Annotated in this window: 12 protein-coding genes and 1 riboswitch; of the genes, 8 read left to right on the top strand and 4 right to left on the bottom strand. The window is 51.3% G+C overall.

The genetic code is table 11. The features are described 5' to 3' along the window. Window positions 1-271 precede the first annotated feature (271 nt). Window positions 272-466, top strand: a complete 195-nt coding sequence (locus tag IEW70_RS13515) for a YolD-like family protein (protein ID WP_188648447.1) — start codon at window positions 272-274, stop codon at window positions 464-466. Window positions 467-767: 301 nt separating this feature from the next. Then, on the top strand, window positions 768-1,916 hold the full coding sequence (locus IEW70_RS13510; RefSeq protein ID WP_188648446.1) for a cation:proton antiporter: 1,149 nt from the start codon (window positions 768-770) through the stop codon (window positions 1,914-1,916). Window positions 1,917-2,325: 409 nt separating this feature from the next. On the opposite strand, the gene IEW70_RS13505 is transcribed toward IEW70_RS13510, so the two are convergent. From IEW70_RS13505 to IEW70_RS13490, 3 genes are all read right to left on the bottom strand, one after another. Then, window positions 2,326-3,252 carry an MFS transporter gene (locus tag IEW70_RS13505; protein ID WP_229751994.1) on the bottom strand — a complete coding sequence of 309 codons (927 nt, stop codon included), beginning with the start codon at window positions 3,250-3,252 and terminating at the stop codon, window positions 2,326-2,328. A 441-nt stretch (window positions 3,253-3,693) separates the two neighbouring features. Next, complete coding sequence (locus IEW70_RS13495; RefSeq protein ID WP_188648443.1) at window positions 3,694-4,536, bottom strand: DUF4350 domain-containing protein; 843 nt, start codon at window positions 4,534-4,536, stop codon at window positions 3,694-3,696. 365 nt (window positions 4,537-4,901) lie between these two features. After that, window positions 4,902-6,161 (bottom strand): MFS transporter, encoded by a 1,260-nt coding sequence (locus tag IEW70_RS13490; RefSeq protein WP_188648442.1) that lies wholly within the window; start codon window positions 6,159-6,161, stop codon window positions 4,902-4,904. Window positions 6,162-6,331: 170 nt separating this feature from the next. On the opposite strand from IEW70_RS13490, the gene IEW70_RS13485 reads away from it, so the two are divergent. From IEW70_RS13485 to IEW70_RS13470, 4 genes are all read left to right on the top strand, one after another. After that, window positions 6,332-6,760 (top strand): MerR family transcriptional regulator, encoded by a 429-nt coding sequence (locus IEW70_RS13485; protein WP_188648441.1) that lies wholly within the window; start codon window positions 6,332-6,334, stop codon window positions 6,758-6,760. A 43-nt stretch (window positions 6,761-6,803) separates the two neighbouring features. Continuing rightward, on the top strand, window positions 6,804-7,991 hold the full coding sequence (locus IEW70_RS13480) for an MFS transporter (RefSeq protein WP_188648440.1): 1,188 nt from the start codon (window positions 6,804-6,806) through the stop codon (window positions 7,989-7,991). A gap of 118 nt (window positions 7,992-8,109) precedes the next feature. Then, window positions 8,110-8,973, top strand: coding sequence for a GRP family sugar transporter (locus IEW70_RS13475; protein ID WP_188648551.1), 864 nt, complete (start codon window positions 8,110-8,112; stop codon window positions 8,971-8,973). Window positions 8,974-8,986: 13 nt separating this feature from the next. Further along, entirely contained in the window at window positions 8,987-9,772 is a 786-nt protein-coding gene (locus tag IEW70_RS13470; RefSeq protein ID WP_188648439.1) for a glucose-1-dehydrogenase, read from the top strand. Between the two features lie 134 nt (window positions 9,773-9,906). On the opposite strand, the gene IEW70_RS13465 is transcribed toward IEW70_RS13470, so the two are convergent. Further along, window positions 9,907-10,350: a hypothetical protein gene (locus IEW70_RS13465; RefSeq protein ID WP_188648438.1), complete on the bottom strand. Its 444-nt coding sequence runs from the start codon at window positions 10,348-10,350 to the stop codon at window positions 9,907-9,909. 235 nt (window positions 10,351-10,585) lie between these two features. After that, window positions 10,586-10,773, top strand: a riboswitch (Lysine riboswitch). Window positions 10,774-10,879: 106 nt separating this feature from the next. Here IEW70_RS13465 and IEW70_RS13460 point away from each other — a divergent pair. Together IEW70_RS13460 and gnd are read left to right on the top strand one after the other, a co-directional pair. Beyond that, window positions 10,880-12,364, top strand: coding sequence for an amino acid permease (locus IEW70_RS13460; RefSeq protein WP_268234881.1), 1,485 nt, complete (start codon window positions 10,880-10,882; stop codon window positions 12,362-12,364). A gap of 157 nt (window positions 12,365-12,521) precedes the next feature. Next, a complete protein-coding gene (gene gnd, locus IEW70_RS13455; protein WP_188648437.1) occupies window positions 12,522-13,934 on the top strand; it encodes an NADP-dependent phosphogluconate dehydrogenase in 1,413 nt (470 codons plus the stop codon). The last annotated feature ends 267 nt before the right edge of the window (window positions 13,935-14,201 follow it).

Below are 14,201 nucleotides of genomic sequence, written 5' to 3'. Positions count from 1 at the left end.
ACCCTTCCTGTCTCCTTGATGGGGTGATAGGAAGGGTGACCCATGAACCAGAAAAAGCATCATTCTAGGGGGTAATCATGCGAAGAAAGAATCAAAATCGAAGCAGGATTCTTATTACATATCGCTTGACAACCACTTAAACGGTCCCATTGGGGAAGATTGAAACATATTTTCTTACAACACGACGAGTACGGATTTTTTCCCATCAAAACTACTTCACTTTACTACAGGAAACATCGTATTAAGGACCCTTAATGGGAGGGAATTCGTTTTGTTACTCCGACTGATCAGAAAATCATATATACAACAGACAGCGATCACCATTACGTATCAAACGAAGAAAGGCATGGAACAATATACCGGATATGTCGTCGATGTTCTCCCTTTTGAAGAACGGCTGGTTATGCGAGTCGGAAAGAAGATAAAAAGATTTTTGTTGCAAAGCATTACTGAAGTAAAAGAATAAAAGTGTTCATCGAATCAAAAAACCCCCTTCAAGTAGATGAGGGGTTCTCCGAGATCCGTGTAATATTTACAGATAGCGTGGGATTAGTTGGAAAAACACCTTAGTGAATATGATATTTGGGGTAGAACCAGCAACACTATGAAAACTGCAATTTACCCAATAAATGGTATTTAGTGCTTTTGTACGGATTTTCAAGTATAATTAACTTAACCGAATAGCATGTGTTTCTGGAGGAGCCTGTCACCAAGGGGCTCCTCTGTTTTTTTTTTGGGAACAATAAACTTGAAGGAGGAGTATTCTCATGTTGTTCTTTAAACTGCTTATCATTTTACTCAGTACCAAATTGGCTGGAGATCTCAGTGTCAGACTGAAGCAACCCGCCGTATTAGGCCAATTGGTTATTGGGATTGTGATTGGTCCTGCTTTGCTTGGTTGGATCAACGATTCGAAATTGATTGAGGAACTGAGCCGAATCGGCGTGTTACTGCTCATGTTCATGGCTGGTCTGGAAACGGATATCAAAGAACTGAACCGAAACAGGAATTCTTCCCTCGCTGTTGCGGTGGGTGGCATTATTCTTCCGTTATTGGGTGGATATTTCGCCGGCAAAACGATGGGGATGGGGGACACCCCGGCCCTGTTTCTGGGGTTGCTGCTTTCGGCCACTTCGGTGAGTATCACCGTACAGACCTTGCGGGATATGGGCCGGCTGAAGTCCAGGGAAAGCGTGACCATCTTAGGAGCCGCAGTCGTCGATGACATCTTGGTCGTCGTCCTGCTCGCCTTTCTGATGAGTTTTGCTGGAGCCGGAGGAGTCAGTCTGGGGATGGTGATTGGAAAGAAAGTGTTGTTCTTTATCTTGGTGATCCTGATCGGTTGGAAGTTCGTCCCCTGGATTATGCGACGGTTAGCCCCCCTGCGTGTTACGGAAGCGGTTATCAGTGCGGGATTGATCGTTTGTTTTGGCTTTGCCTATCTGTCGGAAAAGTTGGGGGTGGCGGGGATCATCGGAGCTTTTGCCGCTGGCGTGGCAATTTCCCAAACTTCATACAAGCAGGAGGTAGAACAAAAGCTAGAACCGATCGCCTACGCCATTTTTGTCCCCGTCTTTTTTGTGAGTATCGGGGTATCGGTCTCCTTCAACGGGTTGGGGGATCAGATCGGCTTGATTCTTGGCTTATCTGTGCTTGCGGTTTTCACCAAACTGATCGGTAGCGGGCTCGGTGCCCGTTTGACCGGGTTCAACCTGCGTTCATCCATCGGAATCGGTTCCGGAATGATCTCCAGGGGAGAAGTCGCTTTGATCATTGCGGCTATCGGTTTGGAAACCCGGCTTTTGGCACCGGAATTTTATACATCGATCATTATCGTGGTCATCCTGACAACGTTGGTAACCCCGCCCATCCTGAAAAAGGTATTTGGAGAAAAAGTCGATGGGGAGCCACTTTAAGTGGATGCGAATCAACTAAGTGGGGTCACCAAAAACACCAAAAAACCCGATACCCATGCCAAGGGTTCGGGTTTTTTGGTAGCGGTGCTTATTATCTTTATAGTCCCATTGGATAATGGAGAAATCACTTGCCACCCCCCTTTACATTCATTCCCAGGATCGGGTAGACCCATTCGGTTGTGGCGTCCACCAGTCGATGAAACTGATTCAAAAGGGTAGAGACAGCACCCGATCCGTTAACCATAGAGTACATACCTTAATTTAGGTAATAGACTAAGGCTGCATATTCATATCGGATTCGCTCCAAAGCATAGGAGTGAGCCTGTTTCTTGGAATCACCATGCAGCTCAATATATTCCGGCTTCAGCCCTTCCGCTCCTATATAACTGCCAGAACTTTGTCAGGAATCTCAGCCCGCCATATACTGGTGGGCTCGGTTTGATCTAGCAAAAGCCTTTCGTGTCAACCAAACCCCAGCCAATGCCAGCGCGAGCAGCACCGCCAACAACTGATAAGCCAGCCCCGCCCCATAACCGGGAACCAGCCACGTAAAACTGCCGAGAAGTAGCAAGCGACATACGTATCCCGCTCCCATGAAAAAGCTGTTGACCCTTCCCATCACTTTGTTGGGAACAGTCTCCATCAGCAAGGTATTTCTCGCGATCCGCGCACCGGCATTCCCCCACCCCATCACCGTTTCCGCCACCAAGAAGATGAGCACCACAGGAAACCATGCCACACTGGCCAGCCCTGCAGCAAACAATGCAACGCAAGCGACGATGACCCATACCGCTCCTTTCCGCTCCATGAGCCGGGAGACGGTCCACCCCGCCAACACTGCCCCAACGGCATACAACAGGGAGGACAAGCCCAATACCGAAGGCTCCGCCCGCAGTGTCTGCACAACGAATATCGGATTGACATAGTTGCCAGCCATCACTGCGATAAAGGGAAAAAGCGCACACAGAAAAAAAGATATCCGCCGCGGATCTGTCCGAAGGCAGGCAAAGCCCTCCATCATATCCGCCACCCAGGTAACCGTACGATTGCTTCCCAACCGAGAGGAAGACCGGGAAGAGATACAGGCGATCATTGCCCCGCCGATCACATAACTTGCCGCATCCAATGTCAAAATAAGCGCTACCGGCACTTTTCCCAGCAGCAAACTGGCCAAACCGCCGCTCAGCATACTGGCGGTCTGGCTCTGAATCTCCAAAACACTGTTTAACACACGAAACCGGGTGGGGGGAAACATCTCCTGCACCCAGGCGAACTGCGTGGGGAAATGAACGGTCCAGTATAAAAGCCGGATGCCCCGATCACCAGGAGTATCCATGTCTCGTAAACCCCCCCTGCCCATCCCCACAAAGCCATCGGAAAGGTTATCACAGCTCCCAGACATTGATTTGCCAACAAGATCCGCTTGCGGGAAAACCGATCCACCATGACCCCTATATAAGGTGAAAGCAAAAAAGAGAGCACCGTCATCCCCAACATCAGATATCCGAACCACTCCTTACCGCCCGAACGACGGATCAACAACCATGGAACCGCAATGGATGAGATCCCCGATCCCACAGATGAGGCCATATTCCCGCCCAGCAACAGCCACAGTCGCCGCTCCTTCCACATGTGGACCATCTCCGTTTCTCTGATAGGGTGCCTTTATCGTATCCCGTCACCCCCATAGGCACATCGGAGCAGAGATGGAGAGGCCATTACAAAATTAGTCCCTTCCATATCCGGAAGGGACTGCGTCCAAGGTCGTAGGACCGATTCATTTTTTCTCGGCCAGCCACTCGACTGTATTGACGGCCAATGCCGGATGATCATAGTCAAACCAGTTGGGGTGAAGCCGATCACCGGGCTCTCCCTTTCCGTCATCATAGGGAGAGGAATCCCCCAGCGCGGCGAACCGCCCTTTGCCCACCGTACCGTGAATATGGTAGGGGTCTTTTTGACCGGAGGGTTGAATGTCTTCTTCCACCTTCTTGTGATCCGTCACATGTATCGTGGTTCCGGCCCAACTTCCGACTTCATCGACGCCTTTGGTTAACGGTGTCTGACGAATGTTGCGGATCGGATCCTCCGAAAAGGATGATTCATTGAAGGTAAAGCCGTAGGTTTTTCCCACCCACCCCTCGCTGCTGTTTCCTTTTCCTTTTTGGTATCCGTTGAAAATCTCCACCGAATCCCAACCGTCATGATCCCGGTCGGAATCGATATGATCCCCGATAAAATATACGCCGCCTCCCTCTTGCACAAACCGGTCGATCGCCGACTTTTCTTCGGGAGTATAGTTTTTATTGGGTTCCGGGAGGATCAGCACCGCGGCATCTTTGAGGGAGTCCGGTCGAATGGTGGTAGTGACTGAATCGACTTCAAACCCTTTTTTCTTCAACGCATCGGCAAATTCCGAATATCCGCCCTCCACCGTCCAATCGGCATTGCCCGCAGTTTGGGCATGCCCCGCATCAAACAGCACCTTATCTCCTCGAGCCCCCGGATCACCTGGATTCGGAGGATTGGGCGGATCCGGGGGATCATCGTTACAGGCCGCCAGCAACAACACCATGCTGCATATCACCAGACAGGCAACAAACCCTCTGCGCCACTGCATCCTATCATCCCCTTTGGTTCGGATCCTCCTCATTATACAATACATAGGTAAATTCTTCCGCCCGCTCCAGGCTGTCTGAGCGAGGTGACAAGCCATCATCTCCGTCACAAGCCCGTTTTCATAATTTTTTCTATCTAATCCAAAAAAATTTCAGCAGCCCCGGTCCTTTTTCTCTCCCTTCGCTTTCCCATCGGAATCGAGCAAGCCCAAAGCCGCTGCATCTTCCACGCGAAAGCTGATCAGCACATATAGATAACCGCCTTTTTGCTCCCGGTCCGCTTTAGCCGTGTAATTGGTGCAATTCGATGTTCTGAATGGGTTTCCATTCTACGGGGTCTCCTCCCCGGTGCATAGGGATCGCTACTTTAGTCCAACGTCCGCAATACTTTTACCTTCCACAGCATGCCTGCTACATAGAGGGTCAACAACCATCCGCTGTACCAAAGCATCCCGTCAAGGGAGACACCCAGAGATAACAACGCGGAAACCAACCCATGGGAAATGGGGATCAGCCCATAGGAAGCTGTACTGTTCAAACTGAACACACGGCCCATTTTTTCCTTGGGAATCAACTCCTGGGCCAGAGACGCTCCAGTTACGTTGCCCACGGAGAGCCAGAATCCGATCAGACAGAGAGCCACCATCCCCTCCCACAATACGGTTGCCTGGCTCCAAGCCGCCATGGATAAACCGATCAGCGCCACGGTTCCCAACAAAAGGATTGCCCGCTTCTTCCTTATATTCAGCCACCCCACCAAGAGGCCACCAGTCACCATACCGACCCCGAGGCTTCCTTCCATATAACTCAAGTCCAGTGCATTTCCCTTTAACACCTGATCCACCCACACCGGCAAACCGGCATTCACCGGCCCGGCAAAGAAAAAGTTGACCACCAAAGTCACCCACAAAAATACGAACAGATAGGAAGTGTGACGTACGTATCGAACCCCTTCTCTCAAGTCCTGCAACGGCGAGTGCATCTTTTCCGTCTTCTCCGTTTCCTTTTTCGGCAGCAACCGAATCACCACACCCGCCGCCAGCAAAAAGAACGTGACAAAGGAAAAGACACCGACATACGACCCATGGGTCAGGATCGCTCCTGTAATGAATGGACCGGTAACCATCGTCAGCTGAAAAGTAGTAAAGATCAACGAGTTGGCCCGGGTCAGCTGCTCTTTTTCCACCAGTTCCGGCAGGATGGAGTCGCTGGCGGGCCAAAACATGGTATCCAACATCCCGTATCCGAACGAAAAGATCATCACGGCTGCGATATGTAGTTCACCCATCCCATAAGTGACCAACATGGCTCCGATCCAAAAGGCACGGAGAAACAGAGACAGGCTCATCATGGATGCTCGGGGAAACCGGTCTGCCAACACCCCGCCCCAGGGAAACAGCAGTAACCGGGGGATGGTCATCACCATCAACACCCACCCCATCCAGTCATCCCTCTGCAGCTCACGGACCACATACCAAGACTGTGCCGTCATAAAGGAGAACAATGCCAAACCGGTCAAGCTTTTGCCCGCCCACATCAACAAAAACCCCCGTTGGCGAAACAGAGGAAGCCGTTCCGCGCCGGCGGATGACAGGGTCTTCCCCTGCGCCAAGCCCTCCCCTTGCATCCCAGCACCCCTTTTATCCCGATTGAAATATTTGTCATTAAAATTTATTTTAGTTCTAAATCCAATGTTAGTAAATGAAAAAAACTACTCTTCAGAAAGCGATTTATTAACCTTGACGTTAACGTTAATTTTTTCGTACAATCAAGTCTATCAGTACCAGGAGGGATTCCATGGAGTACTACAAAATCGATGAAGTGGCTCGTAAAACAGGGCTTACCAAACGGGCCATCCGCTACTATGAGGAGATCGGCCTGTTCCAACCCGCAAAACGGAGTGAGGGCGGAATTCGCCTGTACACAGATGAAGATATCCAGCAGCTGAAACGAATGAGTGAGATTCGGGAAGTACTGGGCTTTTCCTTGCAGGAAATCCGTCGGTTCATGGAACTGACAGAGGAGTTGGAAGCTCATCGCCGGGGATATCGCCAATCCGATGTTCCGGAAAAGCAAGTCGAAGAGTTGAAGGAAATCCGGGATACGGTAACACGGCAGCTGGATATGATCCGCTACCGGATGAAAAAGATGACCCAATTCAAACAAGAACTGGAGGAGCTCCTTGACCGGGTCAACAAGGGCCTGGCTCGGCGGGAGAACCAATAGCGCCGCACAGACTCAACATCTTATTTAAGAGGGAGGTGTTTTGATGCAACCGCAGATTGACGAAAAACAAGCGTGCAGAAGCGTACTCACCACCTGTCTCGCCGCCTTGTTTGGTTTTATGGGGATCGGCGTGGTGGACCCTATCCTCCCGGAAATCGCTAAACAGATCGGAGCCACCCATTGGCAGGTGGAAATGCTTTTTACCACTTATATCTTCATGATGGCTTTCGTTATGATCCCGAGCGGCATTCTGGACACCCGTTTCGGCAGCAAACCGGTGATGGTAACCGGCTTAAGTCTGGTCACTTTATTTGCCTTGGCTTGCTCCCTGTCTGATACCGTGGGTCAACTGGCATTGTTGCGGGCTGGATGGGGCTTTGGCAATGCGATGTTTTTTGCCACCTCCATGTCGATCCTAATCGGCCTGTCCAGCAACCTGGAACAGGGAATGGGCTATTATGAAGCTTCTCTCGGCATGGGCCTGTCCATGGGTCCTTTACTCGGCGGCCTTCTCGGTCACTTCAGCTGGCGCCTTCCCTTCGTTGGCACGGGAATCCTGGTATTGCTGGCAGCCATACTTACCGCCATGCTGGTCAAAGAGCCGCCGGTGCGGCAAAGAAAGCGGGCCGGGCTCAAAGACTTCGCCAAAACGTTGCGGGAGCGTCCTTTCTTTTTGTCCGCCTTCAGTGCCATGCTCTACTACTACGCCTTTTTCACCGTGTTGGCCTACTCTCCGCTACTGTTGAAGCTGGACGCGATACAACTGGGACTTATTTTCTTCGGATGGGGCGCTTGCCTCGGCATCGGCTCCACCAAAGTGGCGCACCGGCTGGTAAAACGCCATTCCTCCCTGTGGCTGACCCAACGGGGAATGTTGTGGATGGCTGTTGTTCTGATTTTGATCGCTATCATCCCGATTTCTGCCGTACAAACCGCCGTCATTATTTTGTCCGGTTTTGTATGCGGATTGAACAACACCGCTTTTTCCAGTCTGACGATCGATGTGTCAAAGGCCCAACGCAGTATTGTATCGGGAGCTTATAACTTTATCCGTTGGCTGGGTGCCGGTATCGCACCGGTGGCAGCCGGTTTTTCCTCCACCATCTTCCCCACCGCTCCCTATCTGATTGCAACCGTTCTGATCGCTGTCGGAGCCGCTATTTTGTACGGGAATCAACCATCGATTCAGCGGATGCTGGATCATCAACAAAAAGATGCCGCCGCTTCTTAAGGCTAGAGAATGCTTCAGCCACCCCGCGGGGTGGTTTTTTGTATATTAGAGATAATTTCTTGCCCATCTACACACAATAAATAGCGCTATTCCAACAAGGAGAGGATGAGATCCCGTGCTGGGAGTGTTGCTGGCTTTAATCCCAGCTGTCTGCTGGGGAAGCATCGTGCTGGTCACCGTAAAACTGGGAGGAGATGCCCACAGCCAGACACTGGGCACCACATGGGGTGCCCTCTTGTTTTCCGGAGTCACGTATCTCATCACCCAGCCCGCAATCGATATGAAAGCGGTGTGGGTCGGCTTCCTATCCGGTATGTTCTGGGCCCTGGGCCAGCGAAACCAGCTAGCCAGCATCAAAGATCTCGGTGTTTCCAAAACCGTCCCCCTCTCGACCGGCATGCAACTGTTGGCTACTACGTTGTTCGGGGTGCTGATATTCCATGAATGGCAATCCCGAACAACGATTCTTCTGGGCAGCACAGCCATCGTCCTGATCATCGTCGGCGTGTTTGTCGTATCCGTCCAGCAAGACAGCCAAGAAGACATCGAAGGAGATCAACGGTTGCGAAGAGGGCTCATGACATTGCTTATCTCCACCCTCGGCTACCTCGGCTACGTCATCCTGATCCGCTGGTTCCACATTGACGGTTGGTCTGCGATTCTGCCGCAAGCCACGGGGATGGTGACCGGTGCCACCTTGCTCACTTTTCGTCACCACCCTTTTAACCGTTACGCCCTGCGCAACATTCTGTCCGGTTTATTGTGGGGACTGGGTAATCTGGGCTTGCTGCTGGCCCTTCCGTTGGCGGGTGTGGCGATCAGTTTCTCCCTTTCTCAGACCGGTATTATCATATCGACGGTGGGCGGCTTGTTTTTACTGAAAGAACACCCTACCAAAAAACGGATGATCCTTGTTATCGCCGGCTGCCTGTTGATCATCACCGGCGGCGTGATATTGGGATTCACCAAAGCAAAGTCATAAGGAGGAATCAGCCATGTATCCCGATCTGGCAGGAAAGACGGTACTGATCACCGGAGGGGCGACGGGCATCGGCAAGGCGATCGCTTTGCGGATGGCCCGGGAAAAAGCACGAGTCGCCATCAATTATCTGGATGAAAAACAACCCTACCGCCAAGTGGTCCAAGAGATCCAATCCCTTGGCGGCGAAGGGCTGGCGATTCAAGGGGACGTCACAAAGGAACAGGATGTGCGCAACCTGGTCCATCATACCGTAGACCATTTTGGCAGCCTGGATGTGATGGTGAACAATGCCGGCATTGAAAACGAAGTCCCCTCGGAAAATCTGTCCCTGGAAGACTGGAACAAAGTGCTCTCCGTCAATCTGACTGGCGCGTTTCTCGGCGCACGGGAAGCGATACGCCATATGCTGCAACACCAGATCAAGGGATGCATTATCAACATGTCCAGTGTCCATGAACGGATCCCTTGGCCGCATTTTGTCCACTATGCAGCCAGCAAGGGAGGGATGAAACTGTTGACAGAAACGCTGGCCCTGGAATTCGCCCCCCGCGGCATCCGGATCAATGCCATCGGACCGGGAGCGATCGATACGCCGATCAACGCCGAAAAATTTGCCGATCCCCAACAAAAACAGGCCGTGACCGAGCTCATCCCCATGGGGGAAATCGGCCAACCGGAACAGATCGCCGCTGTGGCTGCATGGCTGGCTTCTGATGAAGCCTCTTACGTCACCGGCATCACTCTGTTTGCCGACGGCGGCATGACCCTGTATCCCAGCTTCCAGGCAGGGAGAGGATAAGAAGCGGGATCATCAACGTGTCTTTCAACCTTTTGGGATATCCACACAAAAAAGCATCCCCGAAAAGATGCCTGTTTCCGCGGCGAAACCCGGCCGTGCACATCCGCCGATACCCAATTTTAATGTTGAGGTTTTTAAATCTTTCCCCGAGTTGCTTTGTTGATCAGATCCACGATCTTCTCTTTATCTCTTGTGGAATAAGATCGAAGTGGATTCTGCCAATCCGAATCCTTGATTAATTCAAGTCCATAGGAACCATCTGGATCCCCTGCGGGATACCAACTAAGGTCCAAGGAAATAGGACCGTGACAATATTTTAGATAAAGCAAATCTTGCAGGAACATCCACAACCATGTTTCTTCATCTTCTGGATGAATGATCTGTGGATCAAGTTCTGAAAAATCATTAAAAATGACAGTCCATCCAGCATGAATTCTTAATGGTTGTTTTTTAACTAACGAAAGGGGTTTCTCTACAAAAATTTTCTCCCTCATATGTTTCGCTCCAAAGCCATTTTTTCTTTTTCGTTTTCCTTCGCTGAGCTTTTTTAAGTATCCCTTAACGTGTTCTTCAGACATCGGATGTCCGTGATAAAATGCTTTCCCCCCATCTATCTATCTGAATCGATTTTGACTACTTCCATCCATCTCTTCGTTGAGCTTTCCTGACCCACATTCCACTATTTCATGCGTTGACTCTGGTGACGCCAAAGAAATCCCCACACAGGAAATTCCTTCTTGTTGCCGAATCGTTGTCCTTCCTCTATACTAAAAGCCGTATACCAACAATCCTATAATCCATCCTCATCACATCTGGTGGGGTAGAGGTCGCGGCTTTTATTAGTACCTCGCAGGAGGGGCAGGGACACTGATGATGGCGAGGGAAAGGAAAAGCCGCCGAAGTTCGTACGTATCTCTGGGCGTGCGGGCTGGGCCTGTGTCCGAACAGGAACAGGACTGTCACACCGGTTTTTCAAACCGGCGTGGAGAGCTACAGCGAAAGGTGATGCGGGTTGACGATACCGTCGAAACCCTTTCGGCGGTATTTTTTATTACCCATCACTCCTTTCGTACATTCTTAGATAAGGAGTGACTCATCGTGAGCGCAATCAATGATTCTGCTCGTTCCTTCAACCATAGCCCTGAACAGGAAAATACCCGACTGAAACGAGGTCTCAGCTCCCGTCAGCTCACCATGATCGCTATCGGCGGTTCCATCGGCACTGGGCTGTTTATGGCCAGCGGCAGTGCCATTCACGAAGCAGGCCCCGGTGGAGCGTTGTTGGCTTATGCTGCGGTAGGGCTGATGGTTTACTTTTTGATGACCAGCCTGGGAGAGATGGCTTCCTTTCTCCCTGTGTCCGGCTCTTTCAGCACCTACTCTTCCCGCTTCGTGGATCCGGCACTCGGATTCGCCATGGGCTGGAACTACTGGTACAACTGGGCCATTACCATCGCCGCAGAACTGTCCGCTTCCACATTGTTGATCAAATTCTGGTTTCCGGACAGTCATTCCCTCTTGTGGAGCGCACTCTTCCTGGCATTGATCCTCGGCTTGAATCTGCTCTCCGTCAAAGGATTCGGCGAGTCGGAGTATTGGTTTGCCTTTATTAAGGTAGCCACTGTCATCATCTTTATCGTCGTAGGTACCTTGATGATTTTCGGCATCTTGGGCGGCGAAGCCGTCGGATTGAAGAACTGGATGATCGGCGACACCCCTATTCATGGAGGTTGGGCTGCTGTCCTCGGGGTGTTTATGGCTGCCGGATTTTCCTTCCAAGGAACCGAACTGATCGGAATAGCGGCAGGAGAAAGCAAGGAACCACAGAAAAACGTACCCAAAGCGATCCGGCAGGTATTCTGGCGCATCCTTCTCTTCTACGTACTGGCCATTCTTGTGATCAGCTTGCTGATCCCTTACACCAACCCCAACCTGGTAAACGACAGCGTGGAAAACATCGGGCAGAGTCCCTTTACCATCGTTTTTGACAAAGCAGGACTTGCCTTCGCCGCATCCGTGATGAATGCGGTGATTTTGACGGCGGTATTGTCTGCGGGTAACTCCGGCATGTACGCCTCTACACGGATGTTGTGGCACTTGGCCAAAGAAGGACACGCTCCCCGCCTTTTCGCCAAAGTAACCGGCAAGGGGGTTCCGATCTATGCGCTGCTGCTGACCACCCTGGTCGGGATGATGGCTTTCCTCGCCTCGATCTTCGGTGACGGCACCGTATACGTCTGGCTGTTGAACGCTTCCGGTCTGTCCGGATTTATCGCCTGGTTTGGCATTGCCATCAGCCACTATCGTTTCCGCAAAGCCTATATCGCTCAGGGCCGGGATTTGAATGACTTGCCTTACCGAGCCAAATGGTTTCCCTTTGGTCCTCTGTTCGCCCTGATCCTCTGCGTCATTGTGATCGGAGGCCAAAACTACACCGCCTTCATCGGGAACCGCATCGATTGGAACGGGATCCTCGTCTCTTATATCGGCCTGCCTCTCTTCCTATTATTGTGGCTAGGTTACAAATGGGTGAAAAAGACGAAGATCGTGCCTTTGAAAGAATGCCGCCTGGATGTGGAAGAAGAAGATTGATCCGAATGAACCGTTTTCAGCTCCTTGACTCCCGACCGAAAGTGGGGTAACGTCCGTAAAAGAAGGTTGAAGCCCTCTGTACAGGGTAAGATACAAAGAGGCAGTCTGCACTCGTCCAGCTTTATTGCTGCAAAAACGAAAGAAAGGATGAACCCATTTGTCTAAACAACAAATCGGTGTGATCGGTTTGGCCGTCATGGGCAAAAACCTGGCGCTCAATATCGAAAGCAAAGGCTTCAGTGTTTCCGTATACAACCGCTCCCCGGAAAAAACAGAAGAATTCATGAAAGAAGCGGAAGGCAAAAACGTAAAAGCTGCCTACAGCCTGGAAGAGTTTGTGGATTCTCTCGAAAAACCGCGCAAAATGATCTTGATGGTGAAAGCCGGTACACCCACCGATAAAACTATCGAATCCCTGAAACCGCTGCTGGATGAAGGAGATATCATTATCGACGGCGGAAATGCCTACTTTGAGGATACGATCCGCCGAAGCAAAGAGTTGGAAGAGGCCGGCATCCGGTTTATCGGGGCAGGCGTTTCCGGAGGGGAGGAAGGCGCGCTGAAAGGTCCCTCCATCATGCCCGGCGGTCAAAAGGATGCCTTCAAGCAAGTAGAGCCGATTCTGACCGCCATCGCTGCAAAAGTGGACGGCGATCCTTGCACCACCTACATCGGCCCCGATGGTGCGGGACACTATGTAAAAATGGTGCACAACGGCATTGAATACGGCGACATGCAGCTGATTGCCGAAGCCTACCACCTGATGAAAGATGTGCTGGGCTTAAGCAACGAAGAGCTGCACCAAGTATTCGCTGAGTGGAATGAAGGAGAGCTGGACAGCTACCTGATTGAAATCACGGCGGACATCTTTACCAAAGTGGATGAGGAAACCGGTAAATCCCTGGTGGATGTCATCCTGGATACCGCCGGACAAAAAGGCACCGGCAAATGGACCAGCCAAAGCGCACTGGACCTGGGTGTCCCGCTGTCGATTATTACACAATCCGTCTTCTCCCGCTTCCTGTCGGCGATGAAAGAAGAGCGGATACAGGCCAGCAAGATTCTGGAAGGTCCCAAGACTCAGATCCATACCGACGATAAGAAAAAATGGATCGAAGCGATTCGACAGGCTCTCTACGCCAGCAAAATCTGCTCCTATGCCCAAGGATTCGCTCAGATGCGGGCTGCATCCGAGGCCTATGGCTGGAATCTGGACTACGGCAGCATCGCCATGATCTTCCGCGGCGGCTGTATCATCCGGGCCAGCTTCCTGCAAAACATCAAGGAAGCCTACGATAACAATCCGGAACTGACCAACCTCCTCCTGGATCCGTACTTCAAGGAAATCGTGGAAAACTACCAGGACTCTTGGCGCAAAGTCGTAGCCCTGGCTGTTCACAGCGGCATCCCGGTACCGGGCTTCTCCAGTGCCCTGGCTTACTTCGACAGCTACCGGCTGGAACGGCTTCCGGCCAACCTGCTTCAGGCACAGCGCGACTACTTCGGTGCCCATACTTATCAACGGATCGACAAGGAAGGCACCTTCCACACCGACTGGCTGCGAAAGTAATCCATGTAACGATGAACCCCCGGCTCCCTGTTGGGAATCCGGGGGTTTTCCTTTTGATAGGGTTACTGAAAAACATCTTACTTTTTTACAAAGAGGGAATATTCCGTCCATTATGGGGAGAACTATGGTATAATATGGACAAGAAGCAGAGAGAATGGTGGTTGGTCTCGCTCCCTGGGATCGAGGATCCGTGAAGGGGGGTGAGGCGTACATGAGTTGGAGCGAAATGGCTGCCATTGTTTTGGCACTCACCGCTTTGGCTCGTCT

This window comes from Marinithermofilum abyssi, assembly GCF_014641195.1.
In the GTDB taxonomy this organism is placed as follows: Bacteria; Bacillota; Bacilli; order Thermoactinomycetales; family DSM-45169; genus Marinithermofilum; species Marinithermofilum abyssi.
Note: the sequence above shows the minus strand (reverse complement) of the source record. Positions and strands in the feature narration are given on the sequence as shown.

What these genes read in the sequence shown, in the direction of transcription:
- IEW70_RS13510 (WP_188648446.1), top strand. Translation starts at nt 768, where the DNA reads ATGTTGTTCTTTAAACTGCTTATCATTTTACTCAGTACCAAATTGGCT.
- IEW70_RS13505 (WP_229751994.1), bottom strand. Translation starts at nt 3,252, where the DNA reads ATGGATACTCCTGGTGATCGGGGCATCCGGCTTTTATACTGGACCGTT.
- IEW70_RS13495 (WP_188648443.1), bottom strand. Translation starts at nt 4,536, where the DNA reads ATGCAGTGGCGCAGAGGGTTTGTTGCCTGTCTGGTGATATGCAGCATG.
- IEW70_RS13490 (WP_188648442.1), bottom strand. Translation starts at nt 6,161, where the DNA reads ATGCAAGGGGAGGGCTTGGCGCAGGGGAAGACCCTGTCATCCGCCGGC.
- IEW70_RS13485 (WP_188648441.1), top strand. Translation starts at nt 6,332, where the DNA reads ATGGAGTACTACAAAATCGATGAAGTGGCTCGTAAAACAGGGCTTACC.
- IEW70_RS13480 (WP_188648440.1), top strand. Translation starts at nt 6,804, where the DNA reads ATGCAACCGCAGATTGACGAAAAACAAGCGTGCAGAAGCGTACTCACC.
- IEW70_RS13470 (WP_188648439.1), top strand. Translation starts at nt 8,987, where the DNA reads ATGTATCCCGATCTGGCAGGAAAGACGGTACTGATCACCGGAGGGGCG.
- IEW70_RS13465 (WP_188648438.1), bottom strand. Translation starts at nt 10,350, where the DNA reads ATGTCTGAAGAACACGTTAAGGGATACTTAAAAAAGCTCAGCGAAGGA.